This window comes from Citrobacter sp. CFNIH10 (assembly GCF_002934585.1).
GTDB classification, from domain to species: Bacteria; Pseudomonadota; Gammaproteobacteria; order Enterobacterales; family Enterobacteriaceae; genus Citrobacter_A; species Citrobacter_A amalonaticus.
Genome location: NZ_CP026216.1, coordinates 1,686,457 through 1,706,474, shown reverse-complemented (window position 1 = coordinate 1,706,474; position 20,018 = coordinate 1,686,457). Strand labels below are relative to the sequence as shown.

Genomic DNA, 20,018 nt, shown 5'->3' with positions numbered 1-20,018 from the left:
ACTCTTCTCCAGAGGGGCAAAATAACCACACCGAAGTGTGGTTAGAGTTAAACGTACCGGTGTTACTGGGTACTGGTGGTGGTTGTGGTGGTGGTCCCGGTATTGGAACCGTCACCGCCGCCGGTTGCCGCCAGAGCGACACCCACCGCCGAACTTACGGTGCTCACGCTGGATGCCGAGGAGCTACCCGCCGACACCGACGTTGCTGCCGAGCCTGCTGCTTCACCCACCTGAACGGGGGCTGCATAGACAGAACTCGCCGCAAGCGCAGATATGGCAAAAATGCCATACAGAACTTTTTTCATAACAATTTCCCTTCATTGAATGAATGGAGATTTGCCCAAAAGCGTTTCGGGCGGGATCGAGTATACACAACTAAAGCATGCGAATTACGGTAGGGGGAAATAGCGGAATGGTTTTAGGATAATTGGACTTTTGTTGAATTATTTACTTTAATTAAAATAAAAATAAACATTAAAAACAATTAGTTATCATTAAAACCTGACATCTGGACGATCCGTATTATCCTAAAATAACACGGCGTTATTTTCCGGTTATTTATTATTTTAGGATTATGCTCAATATAGAACGGTGGAGAACAACACGAACAACCGGAATTATCTTATAAAAAAAGCCGATAATAATATCGGCTGATTTCATTATTAATTTGCCGGATAAGGCATTCGCCGCCATCCGGCACGCTGGCAGATTAACGCCAGGCTTTATAACGGTTAATCAATCCGTTAGTCGAGCTGTCGTGGCTTTCGATCGCCTTATCATCTTTCAGCTCCGGCAGAATACGGTTTGCCAGCTGTTTACCCAGCTCAACGCCCCACTGGTCGAAGGTAAAGATGTTCAGGATGATGCCCTGTGTAAAGATTTTGTGCTCATACAGGGCGATCAGCGCCCCCAGGCTGAACGGGGTGATTTCACGCAGCAGGATGGAGTTAGTCGGGCGGTTGCCCTCAAACACTTTGAACGGTACCACGTGTTCCAGCGTGGCCGGATCTTTACCCTGGTCACGGTATTCCTGCTCCACCACTTCGCGGGATTTCCCGAACGCCAGCGCTTCAGTCTGGGCGAAGAAGTTAGACAGCAGCTTCGGATGGTGATCGGACAGCGGGTTATGGGTAATCGCCGGGGCGATAAAGTCACAAGGCACCATTTTGGTTCCCTGATGAATCAACTGGTAGAACGCGTGCTGACCGTTGGTTCCCGGCTCACCCCAGATGATCGGACCCGTCTGGTAATCCACCGGGTTGCCGTTACGGTCAACATATTTCCCGTTGGACTCCATATTGCCCTGCTGGAAGTAGGCCGCGAAACGGTGCATATACTGGTCGTACGGCAGGATGGCTTCCGTTTCAGCACCGAAGAAATTGTTGTACCAGATGCCGATCAGCGCCAGCAGCACCGGCAGGTTGCTCTCCAGAGGCGTGGTCGAGAAGTGCTTATCCATCGCATGCGCGCCGGACAGCAGTTGCACAAAGTTGTCGTAGCCGACAGACAGGATGATCGACAGACCAATCGCTGACCACAGAGAATAACGACCGCCCACCCAGTCCCAGAACTCGAACATGTTGGCGGTATCAATACCGAACTCACCAACCGCTTTCGCATTGGTAGACAGTGCAGCGAAGTGTTTCGCAACGTGTTTTTCATCACCGGCGGTTTTCAGGAACCAGTCACGCGCGCTGTGGGCGTTGGTCATGGTTTCCTGCGTGGTGAAGGTCTTGGACGCCACGAGGAACAGGGTAGTTTCCGGATTCACTTTCTTCAGCACTTCGGCGATATGGGTACCGTCGACGTTAGAAACAAAGTGCATATTCAGGTGATTTTTGTATGGGCGCAGCGCTTCGGTCACCATGAACGGGCCGAGGTCAGAGCCGCCAATACCGATGTTGACCACGTCGGTGATCGCTTTACCGGTATAACCTTTCCACTGACCCGAAATAATGGCTTCGGAGAAAGATTTCATCTTCTCCAGCACCGCGTTGACTTCCGGCATCACATCTTTGCCGTCAACCATAATCGGGGTATTGCTACGGTTACGCAACGCCACATGCAACACGGCACGATCTTCCGTACGGTTGATTTTCTCGCCGGAGAACATGGACTTGATGGCGCCCGCCAGATCGGTCTCTTTTGCCAGATCCTGCAGTTTCGCCAGCGTCTCTTCGGTGATACGGTTTTTGGAGTAATCCACCAGCATCAGATCGTCAAACGTTGCGGAGAATTTGCTGAAGCGATCGTTATCCTTCGCGAACAAATCCGCGAGGGTAACGTCCTTCATGTCGTCAAAGTGTTTTTGTAGTGCCTGCCAGGCAGAGGTCTGCGTTGGATTGATGTTTTTCATTAGCAATACTCTTCTGATTTGAGAATTGTGACTGAGATCGATTGTAACGCCAGTCACAGAAAAGTGTGATTGTTTTAGTGCCGTTGCCCTGGCTTCGGTCAAATACAGTGAAAAAACAGCGTTGTTATAAGTACGGTTACTCAGCCACTTGCCAGCATGAAAAATCCGCATAATCCCGGCGTTGACAGTGTCGTCTGCACATTTTATTTATAAATACGGTATTTGCGCCTGCACCGGTTTCTGTTCTGCCTTTGTGCCCAGGTCGCTTTCTCACTCCCTGACACGAGGTTGTTATGACAGAAATCGTTGTTTCCAAATTTGGCGGTACCAGCGTCGCTGATTTTGATGCCATGAACCGCAGCGCCGACGTGGTGCTTTCCGATGCAAACGTGCGCGTAGTGGTGCTCTCAGCTTCTGCTGGCATCACCAATCTGCTGGTGGCGCTGGCAGAAGGACTGGAACCACAGGCTCGCTTTGAGAAGCTCGACGCCATCCGAAAAATTCAGTTCGATATCCTGGAGCGTCTGCGTTATCCCAACGTCATTCGTGAAGAGATTGAACGCCTGCTGGAAAATATCACCACGCTGGCGGAAGCGGCCTCATTAGCCACCTCCCCGGCACTGACGGATGAACTGGTCAGCCACGGCGAACTGATGTCCACCCTGCTGTTTGTTGAGATCCTGCGTGAGCGTAACGTTCAGGCGCAGTGGTTTGATGTGCGTAAAGTGATGCGAACCAACGATCGCTTTGGCCGTGCCGAACCTGACGTAGCGGCGCTGGCGGAGCTGGCGACATTGCAACTGACCCCGCGTCTGAGCGAAGGGCTGGTGATCACGCAAGGGTTCATCGGCAGCGAAGGCAAAGGGCGTACCACCACACTCGGACGCGGCGGCAGCGACTACACGGCCGCCCTGTTGGCCGAAGCGCTGCATGCGGCGCGTGTCGATATCTGGACGGATGTTCCGGGCATCTATACCACCGATCCTCGCGTGGTGCCTGCCGCCCAGCGTATCGATGAAATCGCCTTTGAAGAGGCGGCGGAAATGGCCACCTTCGGCGCGAAAGTGCTGCATCCGGCCACCCTGCTGCCGGCGGTGCGCAGCGATATCCCGGTCTTCGTTGGATCCAGTAAAGATCCGAAAGCAGGCGGCACGCTGGTTTGTAACAAAACGCAGAATCCACCGCTGTTCCGTGCGCTGGCGCTGCGTCGTAAGCAGACGCTGCTGACCCTGCACAGCCTGAATATGCTGCACTCGCGCGGTTTCCTGGCTGAAGTGTTCGGCATTCTGGCGCGCCATAATATCTCCGTAGATTTGATCACCACCTCTGAAGTGAGCGTGGCGCTGACGCTGGACACCACCGGTTCCACCTCCACCGGCGATACGCTGCTGACGCAGTCGCTGCTAATGGAACTGTCGGCCTTGTGTCGGGTGGAAGTGGAAGAAGGTCTCGCGCTGGTCGCGTTGATTGGTAACGATCTGTCGAAAGCCTGCGGTGTCGGCAAAGAGGTGTTCGGCGTACTGGAACCGTTCAATATCCGCATGATTTGCTATGGCGCTTCCAGCCATAACCTCTGTTTCCTGGTGCCTGGCACCGAAGCAGAACAGGTGGTACAGAAGCTGCACCATAATTTGTTTGAGTGAGACAGGCCTGAATGCCGGATGGCGATGAAACGCCTTATCCGGCCTGGAGGCCAGCCGGTGTCGGCCCGATAAGCGTGAGCATCATCGGGCAACAAGGTCATGACATCACCGTCTCGTAAAGCAGTCGATCCAGTGCCTTCACGTCGCCTTCGCGGCTATCCGGTAACGTTGGCGGGATTTCGCCTCGCGCCAGTTCGGCGTGGATAAACGCATGCAGCAGCGGACGACGCGGACCATACTCCGCCTCCCCAGCCCGCTGTTTGCGCACCAGCAGTTCATCTATTTCCTGACGTAACGGCGCATCCAGATCGCTTCCCGCCAGCAGTTCGGCAAACCGCATGGGCGGAACGCCTTTTCCTGCTTCAACCCAACGCACCGCCAACAGCGGACGCAGGACGTAGAAGTACTTTTTCAGACGCACCGTTTCCCCCTGCAAGTAGCCGCGAAAGTTTTTTCGCGCCATCGAGTAGTAGTGCCAGCGCGCACGAAGCGGAGAAAACCACTGCGGTATCATCGCTTTAAGCGCACTGACCGTAGCATCATCCTGCTGATAAACCACCGGGGAATCCAGCCACTCGATCAGCGTTGGGTTAGCGCCCTTCAGCAGACCCAGCGCTTTACGCCACTCCCAGCCGCACACATCCAGCTCATCGTCGATTGGCAGCTCGATGACGTCACGCGGCGCATCAACCCGCAGATACCACTCCGGCGGATGAACATACAAAAACCGCACATCGTAATCGCTATCCGTCGAGGCAAATCCCCAGCCACGACTCCCCGATTCGCAGGCATACAGCACCCTGACGCCGTAGCGGGTTTCTATCTCTTTGAGCTGCCGCATGACCCGTTCGCACATTGCGGCACTCACTGCATTTTTGGTCATCTTCTTTTATCCTTTTACACATACCACCTGCCGCAACGTATGCACGATCTCCACCAGCGAAGACTGCGCCGCCATCACGGCATCAATGTCTTTGTAGGCCAGCGGAATTTCGTCGATCACCTCGCTGTCTTTACGGCATTCAACGTGGGCCGTCGCGCGGATCTGATCCGCCACAGTAAAGCGTTTTTTGGCCGCCGTTCGGCTCATGGTTCTTCCCGCTCCATGACTGCAGGAACAGAAGCTCTCTTCATTTCCCAGCCCACGCACAATGAAGCTTTTCGCCCCCATCGATCCGGGGATGATCCCCATCTGGCCTTTTTGCGCGGAAACGGCGCCTTTACGCGTGACCAGCACCTCTTCACCAAAATGACGCTCTTTTTGCACGTAGTTATGGTGGCAATTCACTGCTTCTTGTTGCGTGATAAACGGTTTACTCACGCTACGCGACAGCGCGGCCAGCACGCGGGACATCATGACTTCCCGGTTTTGTCGGGCAAAATCCTGCGCCCATTCCACCGCTTCGATGTAGTCGTTGTAGTGCCGACTCCCTTCCTGGAAATACGCCAGGTTTCGGTCCGGGAGATTCGCGATATGTTGCTGCATATCCTGCTGTGCCAGGGTGATAAAGACATTGCCGATGGCATTCCCCACGCCACGCGAACCGCTGTGCAACATCACCCAGACACGCTGCTGCTCATCCAGACACACTTCAATGAAGTGATTACCGGTTCCCAACGTTCCGAGATGCTTATAGTTATTGGTTTTCAGCAGCGAGGGATACTTGTCAGTCAGGCGCGTAAAGCGCGGTGCCAGTGTCCCCCAGTGAGTACTCACCTCCTCTGGCGGCGTGTCCCACGCGCCTTTATCGCGACGGGAACGTGTATTGGTCCGCCCGTGGGGAACGGCCTGCTCAATCGCACTCCGCAACCCGCTGAGGTTATCCGGCAGATCGTCAGCCAGCAGCGAGGTACGTACCGCAATCATCCCACAGCCGATGTCCACCCCCACTGCTGCCGGAATAATCGCTCCTTTGGTCGGAATCACGCTGCCAATCGTTGACCCTTTCCCCAGATGCACATCCGGCATGACCGCCAGGTGTTTAAAAATAAATGGCATCTTCGCCGTGTTCAGCAGTTGCTGGCGTGCCTCGGGTTCCACCGGGACGCCGTGCGTCCACATTTTCACCGGCGCCGCGTTCTGCGACGTCAACAGCGCATAGTCGTGATGTGCCATGTTTCTTATCCTTTAATGTTCACTAAGCCGTGCAGAACCTGGTCCAGGCCACCGAATACCGAGATTTTATCGATACGCTCTGCCACTCTTTCGAGGGTTTCCAGCTCTTTTAAACGCAAAGCCACCGGGTTGTTTTCCATCACTTTCGCCGTATTCAACAACGAGCGCGTCGCTGCCGTTTCTTCACGACGGCGGATCACGTTGGCCTGCGCCGATTTTTCCGCTTCAACCAGACGGGACAGAATCGTTTTCATATCCCCCGGCAACACAATATCCTTCACACCCAGCGACGCCACGTCGATACCATATGGCGCCATGCGGTCTTTCACCTGTGCGCTGACCACCTCATCAATTACCTGTTTATCTTCCAGCAACTCATCGAGCGTGCGCGTCCCGACGGCCTCACGCAGCGCGAACTGCAGTTCGCGGTACAGATGATCGAGCGGTTTAGTGAGCTGTGCAAACGCCTGCAACACATCGCGGTAACGCCAGTTCGCCGCGAGGTTCAGGCGCAGATTGACCTTATCTTTGGTCAAAATTTCCTGACCGCCTACTTCCAGCACCTGCAAACGGGTATCCACCACTTCGGCGTCAACCAGATGATTCACTTTCCAGTACGCCGTCAGACCCGGCGGCAGCAGTGCCTGCGTCTCGCCATCAATTTTCAACACTCCGGCGTGCCAGGCAGGCACCTGTACGGTGAGCATCGCTTCACGACCTTTTACCGCGCCGCTACGTCGCGGTTGCAGAACCGCATTCATGACCTCAGCAGGCACCTGAACCTGACGCGTATCCATCCGTACCAGTTTCAACGCCTCGTCGGTCCGCCAGTACAAACGGCGCGTTGACGGAGGCAGGATCTCCTGCAACACCTCATTCATGTATAACGCGCCCGCTTCGCTGTCGTTAAGATCAACGGCCAGGGCATAACGTGATACCCAGTCTGGTTGAAAGCGGCGTAAATAATTCGCCAGCGCTTCCGGCACTTCGCTGCCGTCCAGATTAACCACCAGCACCTCTGGCGTGTTGAACCACGGCAGACGGTGTTCACCCGCCTCCAGAACCTGATAGTAGTCGCCGTTTTTGGCTAACAGACCTAATTGCCCTTTACGAATAGTGATTTTCTTCGTCATTTTTCTCTTTTCCTTATCAAGTCAGGTGCGGGTGCGGAGGCGACGCTACAGGGGAATTCCCTTTTGCCTGCGGCGCGGCATCGTGACCGGCGACCTGTTTTGGGGCTTGTTAACTGCACAGTGCCCGTTTTTATTTCTTTGATTAACAACCAGTTTCATTGGGAGAATGAATCGGGAATCGAACCCATTGTTCAGGTGTCATCGGTTGACGGAACACCTCCGGAATACAGCCTCAGCCGTTCCTGATGTGCCGGCGGGGTTTAACCCCCTGCGTTTTCAACGTGTTGACGAGAGGGTTATTGCCAGAAGCGTGCCAGAACGAAAAAAAAACGAAATTATTTTTTAGTTAATTGATAAATAAGGAATTAATTTTCACCATCAAAAATGATGATTGCAGACGTCTCGCCTGTTTTTTATCCTTATCTATCGAATTTTATCTTTTTGGATAAACATGAAAAAGCGACGGGTGGTGATTGGTGTACTGGGCACGGTGTTGGATAAACGCGGCAAACGGGCAAACCGGTTAAAGAAATGGCGGCCCACGGTCGGACTGTGCCAACAGCCGGATTTCCCGGTCGATCGGCTGGAGCTTATCCACCAGCCACGCGATGCCGGGATGTGTCAGCAGTTAGCGGAAGATATTAGCCTGCTCTCACCACATACTGAGGTTCGTCCACATGCCATCCCCATTACCGATCCCTGGGATTTCGAAGAGGTCTACGCCGCGTTCCTCGACTTTGCCACTCATTACACCTTCGATACCGAGAATGAAGAGTATCTGGTGCACATCACTACCGGCACTCATGTGGCGCAAATTTGCTGGTTCCTGCTGACGGAAGCCCGCTATCTGCCCGCCAGCCTTCTGCAAACCGGACCCGCACCGAAGGGCGCTCCGCAGGAGGATGTTGCCGCTGGCACCTGCTCGGTGATCGATCTTGATTTAAGCCGCTATGCCACACTCACCAGTCGCTTTCAGCGTGAGCAGCAGCAATCAATCTCCTTCCTCAAAGGCGGTATCGAGACGCGCAATGCCACGTTCAATAAACTGATTGACCGTATTGAGCGCGTCGCCTTGCGCTCTGGCGATCCTATCCTGCTCACCGGCCCCACCGGTGCGGGGAAATCCTTCCTCGCAAAACGGATTTTTCAGCTTCGTCAGTCACGGCATCTGGTGGGTGGAAAACTGGTGGCAGTGAACTGCGCGACGTTGCGCGGCGATAACGCCATGTCGACACTGTTCGGTCATGTGAAAGGCGCGTTTACGGGCGCACTGTCGTCACGAACGGGACTGTTACGTGAAGCCGACGGCGGGGTGTTGTTTCTGGATGAGATCGCGGAACTGGGGTTGGATGAACAGGCCATGCTACTGAAAGCGATCGAGGAGAAAACCTTCTTCCCGTTTGGCTCAGATAAAGAGGTGTACAGCGATTTCCAGTTGATAGCCGGAACCCATCGCGATATGCCGCAGTGGGTCGCCGAAGGGCGTTTTCGCGAAGATCTCTACGCACGGATAAACATGTGGCGCTTTGCCCTGCCCGGCCTTGCACAGCGGCGTGAAGACATCGCCCCTAACGTGGAGTATGAGCTGCAACGCTTCTCCCGCAGCCGACAGAATCAGATTCGTTTTGATAAGGAGGCGCGTGAACGCTATCTGGTGTTTGCCTGTTCACCTCAGGCGCAGTGGCGTGGCAATTTCCGCGAACTGAGTTCCTCCGTCGCGCGAATGGCGACGCTGGCCGAGCAAGGACGTATCACGCAGGCCCTTGTCGACGAAGAGATTGCGCTTTTGCAGGAGAGCTGGGGAGAGGCGCCGTCGCAACCGGAACTGGAGATGGAACTCGACCTCTTTGACCGCCGCCAACTGGAAACCGTGCTTGAGGTCTGTCGCCGCAGCGCATCGTTGTCCGAAGCCGGACGTGAACTCTTCGCCGTCTCACGACAAAAGAAAGCCAATCCCAACGATGCCGACCGTCTGCGTAAGTACCTGGCTCGGTTTGGTCTGAGCTGGGAAAATCTCAAAGTCAGAACATAAGCATAATTTGTTTGAATAATACCTCTTCACACGATACACAATAATGATGGTTGGGCTCGATCCCAACCCGTGAATAACAAGCAAACACAACATACGTGCAAGGAAAACAACATGCTCGCCACTCTCACCAGGCTGTTCCCGTTATGGGCGCTGCTGCTCTCTGCTATTGCGTATTACACGCCATCCACCTTTACGCCTGTCGGCCCGTGGGTGACGACATTGTTGATGCTGATTATGTTCGGCATGGGCGTCCACTTGAAAGTGGATGATTTTAAACGTGTGCTCTCACGCCCGGCACCGGTTGCGGCGGGAATTTTCCTGCACTATCTGGTGATGCCGCTGGCGGCCTGGGTACTGGCGATGGCATTTAACATGCCGCCGGAACTCTCCGCCGGGATGGTGCTGGTCGGAAGCGTCGCCAGCGGCACGGCATCTAACGTCATGATCTATCTGGCGAAAGGCGATGTCGCACTCTCGGTAACGATCTCTTCCGTCTCCACTCTGGTGGGCGTGGTCGCCACACCACTGCTGACGCGTCTGTATGTCGATGCGCGCATTCAGGTGGATGTGATGGGGATGCTGCTCAGCATCCTGCAAATTGTGGTGATCCCAATTGCGCTGGGCCTGGTGATCCATCATCTGTTCCCGCGCGTCGTGAAGGCAGTTGAACCTTACCTGCCCGCGTTTTCGATGGTCTGCATTCTGGCGATCATCAGCGCAGTGGTTGCCGGTTCCGCCGCGCATATCGCGTCCGTCGGCTTCGTGGTGATTATCGCGGTGATCCTACACAACACCATCGGCCTGCTCGGCGGTTACTGGGGCGGGCGCTTGTTTGGCTTTGACGAGTCAACTTGCCGCACGCTGGCGATCGAGGTGGGAATGCAAAACTCCGGTCTCGCCGCCGCGCTGGGTAAAATCTACTTCGGCCCGCTCGCGGCCCTCCCCGGCGCACTGTTCTCGGTCTGGCACAACCTTTCCGGCTCTCTGCTGGCGGGGTACTGGTCCGGTAAACCGATTGATGAACAGCAGAGTGCTGTCAAAGAAAATTGATCCCCTGCGAATGGGGGATTTCCCCCATTCCTTGCCTTCCTTGTTTGAACCTCATCACAAAACAACAAACATCAACACAAAACAAAAATATAATTAATACCTTTATTTTCAATTAATTATTATAAATTTATTATTTTATAGAGAGCTGGATTCGTTCTTTTAATGTTGCTTTATTTTGTTTTGCTTGGGAATATGATTCCACTACAACACAGATAACCCCCTACCCTATCTTTTCTTTGAGGCCGCTATGAAAAAAATTGCGATTATTGGAAGCAGTGGAGGCAACCTCTACAACCTGGGTGGCGCAGAGCCAGAGAAGTTACTCCAGGAGATTTATCAGCAGTGTGAAGCCGCGGGTGTCACCGTCGCTGCCGTGCAGTTCATTGCAGCAGAGGCGTCGATGGATGTCGCCAAACCTGACACCCCAGCAGCCGTCTATGCCTTAACCACAGAAAACAACACAAAACCACAACGTATCTTCCAGGGCAAACTCTCCGAGGTGAATGCCTCCGTCGTCGAGAGCGATCGCCAGATAGCCGGGATGATCCGCCGCGGTGAGGTCGACGGGATCGTAGTGATGAGCGCCGATCCGGTAAAAGCTAACCAGGCCGTTTTTGATGCCGCCGTAGAAATGAAAACCCCGATTGTCGGCACTGGCGGCACCTCGATGGCGCTGGTCGCCGCAAAGGGCGCCAATGTGGTCGCCACCTCAGGCACCACGGGGACCACCAGCCGCACTCGCGCGGTCTCTTTCGTCGCCTCGCTGTGTAAATACTGGGGTATCAAATACAAACCCCAGTTGGGCAGCGCGTCGCCTGCACAAGGCGGTTCCGGAAAGAGTCTGCTTAAGCGCTTTAACATCCGCAGCATCATGATCCCGGCGCTGCCAGGCTTTATCGCGATGGCGATCGTACTCGCCCTGAGCCACATCCCCGGACTGGAAAAACTCAACGATATCTTTGAAATCCTGCTGAAGGGTCTGCCGGTGCTGGTTGCCGTGCTGGCGGCAAAACAGATCTCCGAACTTGATGAAGTCTCCATTGTGGCCGGGGTCGTCGCCGGGGTGCTTTCCGTTGAAGGCGGCCTGATCGGGGGGATTATCGGCGGTCTGATGGCCGGGATTTTTGTGCGCTGGTTGTTTGAGCTGTGCCTGAACTGGCGTTTCCCGATGACCACCGTCAACATCGTTGCCGGCGGGATTTCGGGTCTGGCTGCTGGCCTGATCATGCATTATCTGCTGAGTCCCCTGGCGCTCTCCGCCGGTAACTACATCAAGCTGGCTATCGAAAGCACGCTGGCATTCAGTCCGATTCTTGCCGGGCTGCTGGCCGGTCTGGTGATCTGGCCCGCGATTCTGGGTGGTGTCTATCACGCGGTCATTCTACCGCTGGTGCTGCTGGAGATGGAGAAATCCGGCGTCAGCTTCCTCGGCGCTGTGGATATGGTGGGTCTGGTGATGGTTGCTGCCGGCATCAACCTGGCTAACGTCATCGCACCACGCGAAAAAAGCGAAGCGGCCGTCGCCACACCGGGCCTGCTTATCAACCTGGGCTTCGGAACGTTTGTGGAATCCGCCTACCCCTTCATGTTCGCCAACAAAATCGTCTTTGGTTCCGCCATCTTCTGGGCCGGAATGGGCGGCATGATGCTCGGCTTCTTTAACGTCAAAGGGGTGGCCTACGTCCCGGCGTTCGCCTCACCGTTCTTATCCAGCAACGCATTACAGATGGCGATTGTGATGGTCACTGTCATGGCAATGACCTGTATCACCACCATCATTGCGAACCGTTTTAAGGCTGTCGTACAGAGTGAATCTGTGGCGTCTGCCCGTTAATAAATGCACCAACACCAGAGGTACACCATGTTTAAAGGCGATATGAATAAAAAACGCGCCAAAGCGTTACAGAAAGTGAAAGATGCCATCGCGCTGCACGGCGGGCAAACCATCCTCAGCACGGGGATCACCGGCGACGATGCGCGCCTGGCAAAAGCGGTCTGTGAGGCAGGCGTGAAACTGCTCGAACCGAACCATCCTGCGCTGGCGCTGGCGCGCGGACACAAAGGGGTGAGTAACATGCACGCGGCGGAGCAAATCCGCCACGAAATCACCAACGGTCAGATGGCAGAAGCCGTGCACGGCGTGCGTAATGTAGTCCCGGACGACATTTTTATTACTGTGGGCATTGCGGGCGGTTTTACCGAAACGCTGCCCGTCCCGCTCAGCGAAACAGAGATTCTGGAGATTGCCCGCGCCGGGGCCGACGGTTTACATACCCATAAATCAGACTGGGACGACCTGCAGGACATCGTCAACCTCGCCCATCAGTATGGCCTGACCGTGGATGCCTACATTGGTCATCCGGATGATTTGCATACCTTCGGTATTCCGGCACGTACCCCGGAAGAGGTCGCCAGCGTAGCGAAACGTATGCAGGAGATTGGCGTCGATATGATCGGCCTGATGACCGGCATGAGCTATGAAGGCGTGGCGGCAGGCGATATCCCGCAGATGATTAAAGACCGTCTTCGGGCGCTGGTTGGCGCGGTGGACGTCCCGACGCTGGCGGAAGGAGGCATTAACCTCGCCAATGCCAAAGCGTTTAAGGACACCGGGGTTAATATCCTGGTCGTCGGTACGGCAATCGACAATATGGTCTGCAATGCCGCCAAAGAGGCCGTGACCCCGTTTATCGCTCATGCCTAACGACAGAGAACAATAATGCTACTGGTTACCGATCTGGATGGAACATTGCTGACGTCGCAGAAGACTATCACGCCACGCACACGTCAGGCGCTGGTTGACTTTCGTCAGCGCGGCGGTCTGCTGGCCGCCTGTTCCGCCAGACCGGTCTCCTCAATGGCGCGCCTGTTACAACAGCAGCAGGTTGAGACACTGTTTGACTGGTGCGCCGGCTTCAACGGCGGACAGATCCTTGAACTGGCGTCACACCGCATTCTGCATTCTGCGGCCCTTACCCGGATGGATCTCAGAGAGATTGACCGCCATATTTCGCTGTCCCGTTATCCTCACCATTTTTTTACTGCCCAGGCGATTTATCACCGCGACGATCGCCTTATCGCCCCGTGGACATCCTATGAGGCCAGTTTATTTGCGTTACCGCTTATTAGCGCCGCACCAGGGAATATCTTTAATCGTCGCGATATATTTAAAATTACGCTGGTCGCAGAACACGCCAGGATCGACGATCTCTGTCGGGAAATAAGTCGTCAGTTACCCAATGACTATAAGGCGACAATCACCGGTGGGAATTATATTGATATTCAACGTAGCGAAATAAATAAAGGCTATGCGCTAAATGAAATCGCCCGACAATTAAACCTGTCACCCACCGGGATTGCCGCCATTGGCGATCAACAGAATGACATCAGCATGTTCGCCGTTGCCGGGTTCGGCATCGCAATGGGCAACGCGCCAGATAGCGTGAAACATCAGGCGCGGTATGTAACCACCACCAATGATGATGAGGGTATCGTCTGCGCGCTGGAGTGGTTGCGTTGCTCTGCGCATCCAGTTACCATGCGGCAAAGTTCGACCCTGGCGGAAAATAATGAACCCGATTAAAAGAAGAAAGCATATTCTTGATGAATTAAACAAGTTCGGTGAAGTGACCGTTATTAAATTATCAGAAACGCTGAACGTGACCTCGGAAACCATTCGCCGCGATCTCTCTTTGCTGGAGTCTGAAGGTCAAATCACCAAAATTCACGGTGGCGCGGTCAAAAAACAGGTTGTTCAGGAAGATGCATTTGGCGCGAGAATTGATGCCCATCGCGAAGAAAAAATGGCGATTGGCAAAGCGGCGGCGGGAATGGTCAGCGAGCGCGATACGCTATTTATTGATTCCTGTACCACGAATCTTATTCTTGCCGAACACTTACCCCCTCTCGCGTTTTCCGTTATTACCAATTCCGCCTTAATTGCCGATAAAATAAAAGAGCATAATCTCCAGGCGCGAGTCTATGTCTTAGGCGGTGAATACGATTACCATTTCCGCGCCAATCTGGGCGTCTCTGTGTGCCAGCAGATTAATGCGATTCACGCTGATATTTGCTTTATCGGTGCGGGTGGCATTTCGCCGCAGCATGGTGTACTCGTGAAGAGCTTTGACGAGGCATACGTTGCCAAAGCGATGATTGCGATGAGTAAAAAATCCGTGATTCTCGCTGACCATACTAAATTTGGTCAGGACGGCGTGATGTGTATCGCGACTCTCAAAGAGATCGATTACGTCATTACGGATAAGGGATTTAAAACAACGGGTTATACACAACAGGATTTCGCCGGAAAACTGCGTATTGCTGACTGAGCGCTATCCGCCCGAGGCGTATTGCCGTACACTGAAATCACCAGGCAGACAGAGGGCACCCGTATGGCACTCCCCCGCATTACCCAAAAAGAGATGACCGAGCGCGAACAGCGCGAACTGAAAACGTTGCTGGATCGCGCCCGTATCGCGCATGGTCGTCAATTGACCAACGCAGAGACTAACAGCGTGAAGAAAGAGTACATTGATAAGCTGATGGTCTTGCGCGAAGCCGAGGCAAAAAAAGCCCGCCAGTTGAAGAAAAAGCAGGCTTATAAACCGGATGCTGAAGCCTCTTTTTCCTGGTCTGCGAATACGCCAACGCGCGGCAGACGTTAACGTCCTTTCTTCTTACGCCCCGGCGAGGTAAAGCGTTTGCCGTTTGCCGCCGGGCGCGCTTTCTCTTTGTTCGCCGTCTTTTCGATTTTCACCACCGGACGCTTGATTCCCGCGGTTTTCGGCTTCGCTTTCGCCTTCGGTTTCGCTTCTGAAGAAGAGTTTTCGATAAGCTTAAACAGCGTAATTAGCTCATCATCCGTCAGGTCACGCCATTCTCCCAGTGGCAGACCGGACAGGCCAACGTTCATGATGCGCGTGCGTTCAAGCTTCACCACTTCATAACCGAAATGTTCGCACATGCGGCGGATCTGACGGTTCAGCCCCTGAATCAGGGTAATCCGGAATACAAACGGCGCCTCTTTCTTCACCTTACATTTTTTTGTGACAGTACCCAGAATCGGCACGCCGGCACTCATCCCACGAATAAACTCATCCGTAACCGGTTTGTCGACCGTGACCAGATACTCTTTTTCATGATCGTTACCGGCACGCAGGATCTTATTCACCAGATCGCCGTGGTTGGTCAGGAAGATCAGTCCCTGGGAATCTTTATCCAGACGGCCAATCGGGAATATGCGCTTGCTGTGGTTAACGAAATCAACAATATTGTCACGCTCGCTGTCTTCGGTGGTGCTCACGATCCCCACCGGCTTGTTCAGCGCGATAAAGACCAGATCTTCCGCTTCACGCGGCTCAATCAACCGACCATTCACTTTCACGACGTCGCCAGGCATCACCTGGTCGCCAATGGTGGCGCGTTTGCCATTAATGAAGACATTCCCTTGCTCAATGAAGCGATCCGCTTCGCGGCGCGAGCAGATTCCGCTTTCACTGATGTATTTGTTGAGTCGTGTTGATGAGTCGGGCAGCATAATTTCTCCTTTGAATGCGGAATATACCCTACCTTGCTGGCGATAAAAAATAATCGTGCAAAATGGCCTCGGCGCTATTTGTGATCCGCCACACCTTTCGACACAAAAGTGTCTCCGATCTTTACGTGCAATTTTGTTGAATGAAAATTAACAGAATCAAGACATTAGGATTATGTGCACATCTGTGCCAACAACGAGCGCTCCGCACATCATATGTGCAACATTAATCGCCAGCCCATGACGCACAAAGAAGAGAAAATCGCTTTGAACTCCCCCTTTTATGAGGTTATATCAGATCAAGAGGGCAGATTGGTGATTTGCACAAATGTGCAGGAGTCTACAAAAGGCGATGGAAAACAGTGATGATATCCGCCTGATCGTAAAAATAGCGCAGCTCTATTACGAACAGGATATGACACAAGCGCAGATCGCCCATGAACTGGGGATTTATCGCACCACCATTAGCCGCCTGCTGAAACGCGGTCGTGAACAGGGCATCGTCACTATCGCCATCAACTACGATTACAACGAAAACCTGTGGCTGGAACAGCAGCTTAAACAACGATTCGGCCTCAAAGAAGCGGTGGTGATCACCTGCGACAACGAGCAGGAAGAGGAACAACTTGCCATGATGGGCGTGCACGGCGCGCAGTTGCTGGAACGTTTACTGGAACCCGGCGACATCATTGGTTTTTCCTGGGGACGCGCGGTACGCGCACTGGTCGAAGGGTTGTCGCCAGCCAGCCAGTCACGCCAGCTGATCTGCGTGCCGATTATCGGCGGGCCATCCGGGAAGCTCGAGAGCCGCTATCACGTCAATACGCTGACCTACGGCGCGGCGGCAAAGCTGAAAGGCGAATCACATCTGGCTGATTTTCCGGCACTGCTGGAAAATCCATTGATTCGCAACGGTATTATGCAGTCCCAGCACTTTAATTCGATTTCTGCCTACTGGGACAATCTGGATGTTGCGCTGGTAGGGATCGGTTCTCCGGCAATTCGCGACGGTGCAAACTGGCATGCCTTTTACGGCAGCGAAGAGAGTGACGACCTGCATGCCCGGCAGGTTGCCGGAGACATTTGCTCGCGCTTTTACGATATTAACGGCGTGACGGTGGAGACCACGATGAGCGAAAAAACGCTCTCCATCGAAACCAACAAATTAAAGCAAGCGCGTTATTCCATCGGCATCGCAATGGGTGAAGAAAAGCTTAGCGGCATTCTCGGCGCATTACGTGGAAACTATATTAATGCGCTGGTCACTAATAGCCATACCGCTGAATTATTGTTGAAGTAAATATACTCATCTTGATCCTGACGTAATTTATTTTATGCAGGATCCCCTTCTCTGAATTTGGGAGTTAATTATGCAAACGTGGTTAAATCTACAGGATAAAGTCATTATTGTAACCGGCGGCGCATCCGGAATTGGCTTAGCCATTGTCGAAGAATTATTAGCACAAGGCGCGAATGTCCAGATGGCGGATATTCATGGCGGCGAAGCAAAGCATAAAGGTAATAACGACTATCACTTCTGGCCGACAGATATTTCCAGCGCCAAAGAGGTTAATCACACCGTGGATGAAATCATCCAGCGCTTTGGTCGTATTGACGGTCTGGTCAATAACGCTGGCGTTAACTTTCCTCGCCTGTTGGTCGATGAAAAAGCGCCTGCAGGAAAGTATGAATTAAACGAAGCCGCGTTTGAAAAAATGGTCAATATCAACCAGAAAGGCGTGTTTTTAATGTCACAGGCAGTGGCGCGCCAAATGGTGAAACAGCGTAACGGCGTTATCGTCAATGTCTCTTCGGAAAGCGGGCTGGAAGGGTCAGAAGGCCAGAGCTGCTATGCCGCAACGAAGGCGGCGCTGAATAGCTTCACCCGTTCCTGGTCAAAAGAGCTGGGTAAACACGGCATTCGCGTGGTCGGCATTGCTCCCGGGATTCTGGAAAAAACGGGACTGCGCACGCCGGAATATGAAGAAGCGCTGGCCTGGACCCGCAATATCACCGTTGATCAGCTGCGTGAAGGCTATAGCAAGAACGCGATTCCGATTGGCCGTTCGGGACGCCTGAGCGAAGTTGCTGATTTCGTTTGTTATCTTCTGTCTGAACGTGCCAGCTACATTACCGGAGTAACCACTAACATTGCGGGCGGAAAAACGCGCGGCTAAGGAGGCGTTATGGTCCATGCAATCTTCTGTGCTCACGGCAAACTAGCCTGCGCCATGCTGGAATCGGTGCACATGGTCTACGGTGACGCCAACGTTGAGGCGGTCGCCTTTGTCCCCGGCGAGAACGCCAGCGACATCGTCACAAAGCTGGAAAAGTTAGTGAGTGCTCACACTGATAGCGAATGGCTGATTGCCGTAGACCTGCAGTGCGGCAGTCCGTGGAACGCCGCGGCAACGCTGGCGATGCGCAATCCGGCCATCCGGGTGATCAGCGGCCTTTCCCTGCCGCTGGCGCTGGAACTGGTAGATAACCAGAGCAGTATGAATGTGGATGAATTGTGCGAACACCTGACGACCATTGCACAACAAACCTGCGTGGTCTGGCAGCATCTGGAAACGACCGAAGAGGATTTCTGATGAATATTACCCTTGCCCGTATTGATGACCGCTTGATCCACGGTCAGGTCACCACCGTCTGGTCGAAGGTGGCGAATGCCCAGCGGATTATTATCTGTAATGACGACGTTTATAATGATGAAGTGCGCCGGACATTATTACGCCAGGCCGCCCCACCGGGAATGAAGGTCAACGTGGTGAATATCGAAAAAGCCGTCGCGGTTTATCATAATCCACAGTATCAGGACGAGACTGTATTTTATTTATTTACCCGCCCACAGGATGCGCTGGCGATGGTCAAACAGGGCGTAAAAATTGCCACCTTAAATATTGGCGGCATGGCCTGGCGACCGGGTAAAAAACAATTAACCAAAGCCATATCCTTAGATGACGATGATATTAATGCGTTTCGCGAACTGGATAAATTTGGCGTCACCCTGGATTTACGCGTGGTCGCCTCCGATCCCTCCATTAATATTCTCGAAAAAATAAAAGAACAGTCGTTCGCGGAATAAATAAAAGCGCCTGTATTTATTACACAGTCATTCTGGAAGCATCACGGCGGCAAATGAGTGAATCCACAGGAACATAAATAACGATGTGACTGGGGGTGAGTCACAAATCTGTCGGGAACAGATTTGAACGTTGCGAAGCGACGGCCCGTCAGGGCGAGTCTCATGGATGAGACGAGTAATTCAGCCAACAACGAGGCAGCCTGAAGGACGACGTGTAAATGCTTTAACAGGCAGGGATGTTCACATTTTAAGGTGACCCATTATGGAAATCAGTACCCTACAAATTATCGCCATATTTATATTTTCCTGTATTGCCGGAATGGGCAGCGTGCTGGATGAATTTCAGACCCACCGCCCGCTCATTGCCTGTACGGTTATCGGCCTGATCCTCGGTGATTTAAAAACCGGGGTGATGCTCGGCGGAACGCTGGAGCTGATCGCGCTTGGCTGGATGAACGTTGGTGCCGCGCAATCTCCGGACTCCGCGCTCGCCAGTATTATCTCCGCCATTCTGGTTATCGTCGGGCAACAGAGCATCGCGACCGGTATCGCCATCGCACTGCCGGTCGCGGCGGCAGGCCAGGTCCTGACCGTCTTCGCCCGGACTATCACCGTGGTGTTCCAGCATGCGGCGGATAAAGCCGCAGAAGACGCACGTTTTCGCACCATCGACATCCTCCATGTCTCTGCGCTGGGCGTCCAGGCGTTACGCGTCGCCATTCCGGCGTTAATTGTCTCGTTGTTTGTCAGTGCAGATATGGTCAGCAATATGCTCAACGCCATCCCGGAATTCGTCACTCGCGGCCTGCAGATTGCCGGTGGCTTTATCGTGGTGGTCGGTTACGCCATGGTGCTGCGCATGATGGGCGTGAAGTACCTGATGCCCTTCTTCTTCCTCGGTTTTATCGCCGGTGGTTACCTCGACCTGAGTCTGCTGGCCTTTGGCGGCGTCGGCGCGATTATTGCGCTGGTCTATATCCAGTTGAACCCACAGTGGCGTAAGGCCGAACCGCAGACGCAGACCTCCTCCTCCACCGCTCTTGACCAGCTTGATGACTAACGGAGCC

19 protein-coding genes are annotated in these 20,018 nt (G+C 53.6%); 13 read left to right on the top strand and 6 right to left on the bottom strand.

The window, feature by feature from the left end:
• Window positions 1-62: 62 nt before the first annotated feature.
• Together yjbE and pgi are read right to left on the bottom strand one after the other, a co-directional pair.
• On the bottom strand, window positions 63-305 hold the full coding sequence (yjbE, locus tag C2U53_RS11600; RefSeq protein WP_042321038.1) for an exopolysaccharide production protein YjbE: 243 nt from the start codon (window positions 303-305) through the stop codon (window positions 63-65).
• A gap of 404 nt (window positions 306-709) precedes the next feature.
• A complete protein-coding gene (gene pgi, locus C2U53_RS11595; RefSeq protein WP_042999019.1) occupies window positions 710-2,356 on the bottom strand; it encodes a glucose-6-phosphate isomerase in 1,647 nt (548 codons plus the stop codon).
• A 293-nt stretch (window positions 2,357-2,649) separates the two neighbouring features.
• On the opposite strand from pgi, the gene lysC reads away from it, so the two are divergent.
• Complete coding sequence (gene lysC, locus C2U53_RS11590; RefSeq protein ID WP_042999018.1) at window positions 2,650-3,999, top strand: lysine-sensitive aspartokinase 3; 1,350 nt, start codon at window positions 2,650-2,652, stop codon at window positions 3,997-3,999.
• Between the two features lie 97 nt (window positions 4,000-4,096).
• On the opposite strand, the gene C2U53_RS11585 is transcribed toward lysC, so the two are convergent.
• Genes C2U53_RS11585 through C2U53_RS11575 form a run of 3 tightly spaced genes read right to left on the bottom strand, consistent with a single transcriptional unit; the run spans window position 4,097 to window position 7,248 of the window.
• The gene (locus C2U53_RS11585) at window positions 4,097-4,882 is read right to left on the bottom strand and encodes a nucleotidyltransferase domain-containing protein (protein ID WP_042999017.1); all 786 of its coding nucleotides are present in this window, start codon (window positions 4,880-4,882) and stop codon (window positions 4,097-4,099) included.
• 6 nt (window positions 4,883-4,888) lie between these two features.
• Window positions 4,889-6,115: an RtcB family protein gene (locus tag C2U53_RS11580; RefSeq protein WP_104445926.1), complete on the bottom strand. Its 1,227-nt coding sequence runs from the start codon at window positions 6,113-6,115 to the stop codon at window positions 4,889-4,891.
• A gap of 5 nt (window positions 6,116-6,120) precedes the next feature.
• Window positions 6,121-7,248, bottom strand: coding sequence for a slipin family protein (locus C2U53_RS11575; protein WP_104445925.1), 1,128 nt, complete (start codon window positions 7,246-7,248; stop codon window positions 6,121-6,123).
• 451 nt (window positions 7,249-7,699) lie between these two features.
• Here C2U53_RS11575 and rtcR point away from each other — a divergent pair, with 451 nt between their 5' ends.
• The 7 genes from rtcR (at window position 7,700) to C2U53_RS11535 (ending at window position 14,994) form a co-directional block, all read left to right on the top strand.
• Window positions 7,700-9,280 carry an RNA repair transcriptional activator RtcR gene (rtcR, locus tag C2U53_RS11565; RefSeq protein ID WP_104446884.1) on the top strand — a complete coding sequence of 527 codons (1,581 nt, stop codon included), beginning with the start codon at window positions 7,700-7,702 and terminating at the stop codon, window positions 9,278-9,280.
• A gap of 111 nt (window positions 9,281-9,391) precedes the next feature.
• On the top strand, window positions 9,392-10,330 hold the full coding sequence (gene panS, locus C2U53_RS11560; protein ID WP_104445924.1) for a ketopantoate/pantoate/pantothenate transporter PanS: 939 nt from the start codon (window positions 9,392-9,394) through the stop codon (window positions 10,328-10,330).
• Window positions 10,331-10,577: 247 nt separating this feature from the next.
• On the top strand, window positions 10,578-12,164 hold the full coding sequence (locus C2U53_RS11555) for a PTS sugar transporter (RefSeq protein WP_104445923.1): 1,587 nt from the start codon (window positions 10,578-10,580) through the stop codon (window positions 12,162-12,164).
• Window positions 12,165-12,191: 27 nt separating this feature from the next.
• The gene (locus tag C2U53_RS11550) at window positions 12,192-13,034 is read left to right on the top strand and encodes a histidine biosynthesis protein (protein ID WP_044253395.1); all 843 of its coding nucleotides are present in this window, start codon (window positions 12,192-12,194) and stop codon (window positions 13,032-13,034) included.
• Between the two features lie 15 nt (window positions 13,035-13,049).
• Window positions 13,050-13,913, top strand: coding sequence for a Cof-type HAD-IIB family hydrolase (locus C2U53_RS11545; protein WP_104445922.1), 864 nt, complete (start codon window positions 13,050-13,052; stop codon window positions 13,911-13,913).
• The gene (locus tag C2U53_RS11540) at window positions 13,900-14,658 is read left to right on the top strand and encodes a DeoR/GlpR family DNA-binding transcription regulator (RefSeq protein WP_104445921.1); all 759 of its coding nucleotides are present in this window, start codon (window positions 13,900-13,902) and stop codon (window positions 14,656-14,658) included. The genes C2U53_RS11545 and C2U53_RS11540 overlap by 14 nt, the downstream gene beginning before the upstream one ends.
• 63 nt (window positions 14,659-14,721) lie before the next feature.
• Entirely contained in the window at window positions 14,722-14,994 is a 273-nt protein-coding gene (locus C2U53_RS11535; RefSeq protein WP_042321003.1) for a DUF3811 domain-containing protein, read from the top strand.
• On the opposite strand, the gene rluF is transcribed toward C2U53_RS11535, so the two are convergent.
• Entirely contained in the window at window positions 14,991-15,866 is an 876-nt protein-coding gene (gene rluF, locus C2U53_RS11530) for a 23S rRNA pseudouridine(2604) synthase RluF (protein WP_042999008.1), read from the bottom strand. The genes C2U53_RS11535 and rluF overlap by 4 nt on opposite strands.
• Window positions 15,867-16,215: 349 nt before the next feature.
• Here rluF and C2U53_RS11525 point away from each other — a divergent pair, with 349 nt between their 5' ends.
• From C2U53_RS11525 to C2U53_RS11505, 5 genes are all read left to right on the top strand, one after another.
• Window positions 16,216-17,163, top strand: coding sequence for a sugar-binding transcriptional regulator (locus C2U53_RS11525; RefSeq protein ID WP_104445920.1), 948 nt, complete (start codon window positions 16,216-16,218; stop codon window positions 17,161-17,163).
• Between the two features lie 70 nt (window positions 17,164-17,233).
• Window positions 17,234-18,040, top strand: coding sequence for an SDR family oxidoreductase (locus tag C2U53_RS11520; RefSeq protein WP_104445919.1), 807 nt, complete (start codon window positions 17,234-17,236; stop codon window positions 18,038-18,040).
• Window positions 18,041-18,049: 9 nt separating this feature from the next.
• The gene (locus tag C2U53_RS11515) at window positions 18,050-18,457 is read left to right on the top strand and encodes a mannose/fructose/sorbose PTS transporter subunit IIA (protein WP_054176735.1); all 408 of its coding nucleotides are present in this window, start codon (window positions 18,050-18,052) and stop codon (window positions 18,455-18,457) included.
• The gene (locus C2U53_RS11510) at window positions 18,457-18,951 is read left to right on the top strand and encodes a mannose/fructose/sorbose PTS transporter subunit IIB (RefSeq protein ID WP_104445918.1); all 495 of its coding nucleotides are present in this window, start codon (window positions 18,457-18,459) and stop codon (window positions 18,949-18,951) included. Before C2U53_RS11515 ends, C2U53_RS11510 begins: the two co-directional genes overlap by 1 nt.
• 262 nt (window positions 18,952-19,213) lie before the next feature.
• The gene (locus C2U53_RS11505) at window positions 19,214-20,011 is read left to right on the top strand and encodes a PTS mannose/fructose/sorbose transporter subunit IIC (protein WP_042999003.1); all 798 of its coding nucleotides are present in this window, start codon (window positions 19,214-19,216) and stop codon (window positions 20,009-20,011) included.
• The last annotated feature ends 7 nt before the right edge of the window (window positions 20,012-20,018 follow it).

Excerpts from the sequence above, each read along its gene's own strand:
- yjbE (WP_042321038.1), bottom strand. The coding sequence starts at position 305 with ATGAAAAAAGTTCTGTATGGCATTTTTGCCATATCTGCGCTTGCGGCG.
- pgi (WP_042999019.1), bottom strand. The coding sequence starts at position 2,356 with ATGAAAAACATCAATCCAACGCAGACCTCTGCCTGGCAGGCACTACAA.
- lysC (WP_042999018.1), top strand. The coding sequence starts at position 2,650 with ATGACAGAAATCGTTGTTTCCAAATTTGGCGGTACCAGCGTCGCTGAT.
- C2U53_RS11585 (WP_042999017.1), bottom strand. The coding sequence starts at position 4,882 with ATGACCAAAAATGCAGTGAGTGCCGCAATGTGCGAACGGGTCATGCGG.
- C2U53_RS11580 (WP_104445926.1), bottom strand. The coding sequence starts at position 6,115 with ATGGCACATCACGACTATGCGCTGTTGACGTCGCAGAACGCGGCGCCG.
- C2U53_RS11575 (WP_104445925.1), bottom strand. The coding sequence starts at position 7,248 with ATGACGAAGAAAATCACTATTCGTAAAGGGCAATTAGGTCTGTTAGCC.
- rtcR (WP_104446884.1), top strand. The coding sequence starts at position 7,700 with ATGAAAAAGCGACGGGTGGTGATTGGTGTACTGGGCACGGTGTTGGAT.
- panS (WP_104445924.1), top strand. The coding sequence starts at position 9,392 with ATGCTCGCCACTCTCACCAGGCTGTTCCCGTTATGGGCGCTGCTGCTC.
- C2U53_RS11555 (WP_104445923.1), top strand. The coding sequence starts at position 10,578 with ATGAAAAAAATTGCGATTATTGGAAGCAGTGGAGGCAACCTCTACAAC.
- C2U53_RS11550 (WP_044253395.1), top strand. The coding sequence starts at position 12,192 with ATGTTTAAAGGCGATATGAATAAAAAACGCGCCAAAGCGTTACAGAAA.
- C2U53_RS11545 (WP_104445922.1), top strand. The coding sequence starts at position 13,050 with ATGCTACTGGTTACCGATCTGGATGGAACATTGCTGACGTCGCAGAAG.
- C2U53_RS11540 (WP_104445921.1), top strand. The coding sequence starts at position 13,900 with ATGAACCCGATTAAAAGAAGAAAGCATATTCTTGATGAATTAAACAAG.
- C2U53_RS11535 (WP_042321003.1), top strand. The coding sequence starts at position 14,722 with ATGGCACTCCCCCGCATTACCCAAAAAGAGATGACCGAGCGCGAACAG.
- rluF (WP_042999008.1), bottom strand. The coding sequence starts at position 15,866 with ATGCTGCCCGACTCATCAACACGACTCAACAAATACATCAGTGAAAGC.
- C2U53_RS11525 (WP_104445920.1), top strand. The coding sequence starts at position 16,216 with ATGGAAAACAGTGATGATATCCGCCTGATCGTAAAAATAGCGCAGCTC.
- C2U53_RS11520 (WP_104445919.1), top strand. The coding sequence starts at position 17,234 with ATGCAAACGTGGTTAAATCTACAGGATAAAGTCATTATTGTAACCGGC.
- C2U53_RS11515 (WP_054176735.1), top strand. The coding sequence starts at position 18,050 with ATGGTCCATGCAATCTTCTGTGCTCACGGCAAACTAGCCTGCGCCATG.
- C2U53_RS11510 (WP_104445918.1), top strand. The coding sequence starts at position 18,457 with ATGAATATTACCCTTGCCCGTATTGATGACCGCTTGATCCACGGTCAG.
- C2U53_RS11505 (WP_042999003.1), top strand. The coding sequence starts at position 19,214 with ATGGAAATCAGTACCCTACAAATTATCGCCATATTTATATTTTCCTGT.